The 2644-nt window shown below is 40.5% G+C and carries 4 protein-coding genes and 1 pseudogene; 4 read left to right on the forward strand and 1 reads right to left on the reverse strand.

Translation table 11 applies throughout. The annotated features are described in order from the left end of the window. A partial coding sequence (locus tag CBG25_RS04725; RefSeq protein WP_290604933.1) for a transposase occupies nt 1-462 on the forward strand: 462 nt, incomplete at its 5' end. Here the strand turns inward: CBG25_RS04725 and CBG25_RS21310 are convergent. Then, nucleotides 463-618: pseudogene (locus CBG25_RS21310) on the reverse strand (IS91 family transposase); the annotation flags it as partial. A gap of 84 nt (nt 619-702) precedes the next feature. Here CBG25_RS21310 and CBG25_RS04730 point away from each other — a divergent pair. The 3 genes from CBG25_RS04730 (at nt 703) to CBG25_RS04740 (ending at nt 2497) form a co-directional block, all read left to right on the forward strand. Then, nucleotides 703-915 carry a hypothetical protein gene (locus CBG25_RS04730; RefSeq protein ID WP_290604935.1) on the forward strand — a complete coding sequence of 71 codons (213 nt, stop codon included), beginning with the start codon at nt 703-705 and terminating at the stop codon, nt 913-915. Further along, the gene (locus CBG25_RS04735) at nt 894-1586 is read left to right on the forward strand and encodes a replication protein P (protein WP_290604937.1); all 693 of its coding nucleotides are present in this window, start codon (nt 894-896) and stop codon (nt 1584-1586) included. Before CBG25_RS04730 ends, CBG25_RS04735 begins: the two co-directional genes overlap by 22 nt. 182 nt (nt 1587-1768) lie before the next feature. Next, a complete protein-coding gene (locus CBG25_RS04740; protein WP_290604939.1) occupies nt 1769-2497 on the forward strand; it encodes an ATP-binding protein in 729 nt (242 codons plus the stop codon). Nucleotides 2498-2644: the final 147 nt, after the last annotated feature.

Consider the following 2644-nt stretch of genomic DNA (forward strand, 5'->3'; position numbering starts at 1 on the left):
TGTGTTAATTGCGCCCAATGCGAGCAAAAAAAACAATGTACACAATCCAAAGATGGAAGGAAAATAAAACGCTATCCGGAAGATAAACAGCGAGATGAACTTCGTTTACATATGGCTACTCCTGAGTCTAAAAAAATCTTGAATCAGCGAAAGAGCATGGTTGAACCTGTGTTTTCAGCATTGCGGGGAATTCAGGGTTTGGAACGTTTCCGGCGTAAGGGATTATTAGCGGTAAAGCTCGAATTTACCCTGCATGCAATGGCCTATAACTTATCAAGAGCGGTTGCTCTGATATTATGGATGATTTTYAGTCTATTATTTGTACAAACTAAAATCAGAAAAAGAGAAAATCTGCACGGTGGGATATTGTTGNAAAAAAAATTCCACCCCTTTTGCGACAGCCTCTTTACAGCTTTGGTAAATAAGGCGCCGATGTGGACAATGGGTATTCTCACAGCATAATTCGCGGCTTCCCATAAGTGGTGTGCCACAAGCTAGCATTTTGGTGACAACTTCTACTTCAACAGGCCTCAGTGGGTAAGTGTTTAGCAGTTCGGCCCAAGCACCGTTTCGCTGAAACAACGTTTTTAGAGGGCGAGGAGTGAATTCAGAAAGCACGGGGGTAATTTTATATGATTTCCAGAAGTTCAAGGTACCACCATTCTACCCGATATCGATTTGCAGCCGCTAGGCTGCTTCCTTGTGCAAAAAATTAACGCTGCCAACAAATTGGGATATGCAACCGACGACATACTGGCGGAATGTATGCTCAGAAACTGGCAAGGCTTTGAAGTTTCTTGGCTCGAAAACGGGAAACGTTCATCACAGCACGATGCTAAACCGCAACTTGATTGGAATGATACCAGTTGGGCAAATGGGTTGAAGGGGATTTTATGCAATGCGTTTCAACAGTAATCACTAAAATTAATCGTCAGCAATCGTTTGTTGAGTCAAATAAAAACTCTAGCAATCCACCGCTAATCAAACTGTTTAACCGATTTTTTGAGAGTCTAAAAGTGATTTTTCCAGCCAGCATCGCTTTACTCAAAACACCCTCAGAGCTAGCTATTTTTAAGCAGCAGTGGATTAGCGGATTTTCTGAAAACAATATCAATTCTGACCGTCACATCAACGCAGGTTTAAGAATTGCCAGACAACGAAAATCCCCTTTTTTGCCGTCTGTGGGGCAATTTATCGATTGGTGTCAGCAAGGACTTGCAGAGGAGTACGGACTACCCACACCTCAGCAGCTTTGCGAAAAATTACAGGCGTACTGCCGTCAGCGTGGTTACGATGATTTTTATCGTTTTGACTATCGTTCTAATGCCAATTACTGGTTGGTGCACGAATTATATCGAGACATGATTGCGGAATCATTGAACGCAAAACAGGTTGAGGACAGAGCAAAAAATTTGATTGATGACTTAATGAAAAAGTTACTCAACGGTTATGTCATACCCAAACCAAACCTGTCACTAACGAAAAAGCGAGCTTCAAAACCTGTCACCAAAGCTGAAGCACTCGATAGGATAAGAGAAATCAAGGAAAAGTACGGCTTTGGGAAAATGGTTCAACAGAAAAGGTGAGTGTAGATAACTTTGAAATCAAAATCCAATCTCAATTTATCGCTCAGACCCCCTCTAAAACGTCCTGTAATCAATTATGAGACGTTTTCTCGAAAAAAACGTAAATTCTTAAAGCCAAAATTTTATCGTCGCTCTCGGAGCGATTCAGGAGGTTTTGCTAATTTGCTCACGCAGGAGGAATTTTGAATACAGCAAATTCCGTATTAACCCGATTTTTTAAATTGATGCCGAAGCACATAAAACCGAAATTTAATACCGTTGACGAGTTGTTTGCTTGGCATCGAGAACAGTCGATGTTGGACTTAAAACGAATTACCGAAGAAAACCGAGTCAGAAGGCTGAACAATATCATGGGTAATTCCGGTATTTCTGAGCTTCACAAACATTGTACCTTTGACAACTTTGAGGCTTTAACGACGGAGCAAAGACAAGCGAAATTCAAAGCAAAAAACTATGCTGACAATTTTGGAAAATACTTTGGGGGTTTTGTTTTTAGCGGTCATTCTGGCACAGGCAAAAATCATCTGGCAGCAGCAATTGGGAATCGGTTAATTCAAAATGGACTGAGTATTTTAATTGTTACTTTTCCTGACCTGATGATGAGGTTGAGAAAAACTTACGAAAGCGGATCTCAATATACCGAATCACAGTTAATCGATGACTTGTGTGGTGTTGATTTGCTCGTATTTGATGATGTTGGCGTTCAGAGAAACAATCTCAATGAAGAACTAGTAATTTTTCAAATCGTCGATCGTAGAACATCAAGCAAAAAACCAACAGGAATTTTGACCAATTTACCGCAACAGCAATTAACCGAAATATTGGGGGAGCGAATCGTCGATCGCTTAAGGATGGGAAAGCCCACCGTAGTTAGTTTCAACTGGTCAAGCTACCGCCGGAAAATTCAATAACAAACAAGAGGTCAAACATGAAACTAGTTGCTGAATAGAGACTTGCATTTTTTGTCACGCTATTGAGAATAAAAAGAGGTTTAACTTAGAGAATAAAGGTTTGAAATGATCAACAAAGAGCGGCTGTTACGAGATAATCGTTTATGT

This window comes from Arsenophonus sp. ENCA (assembly GCF_002287155.1).
Taxonomy (GTDB): Bacteria; Pseudomonadota; Gammaproteobacteria; order Enterobacterales; family Enterobacteriaceae; genus Arsenophonus; species Arsenophonus nilaparvatae.

What these genes read in the sequence shown, in the direction of transcription:
- CBG25_RS04735 (WP_290604937.1), top strand. Translation starts at nt 894, where the DNA reads ATGCAATGCGTTTCAACAGTAATCACTAAAATTAATCGTCAGCAATCG.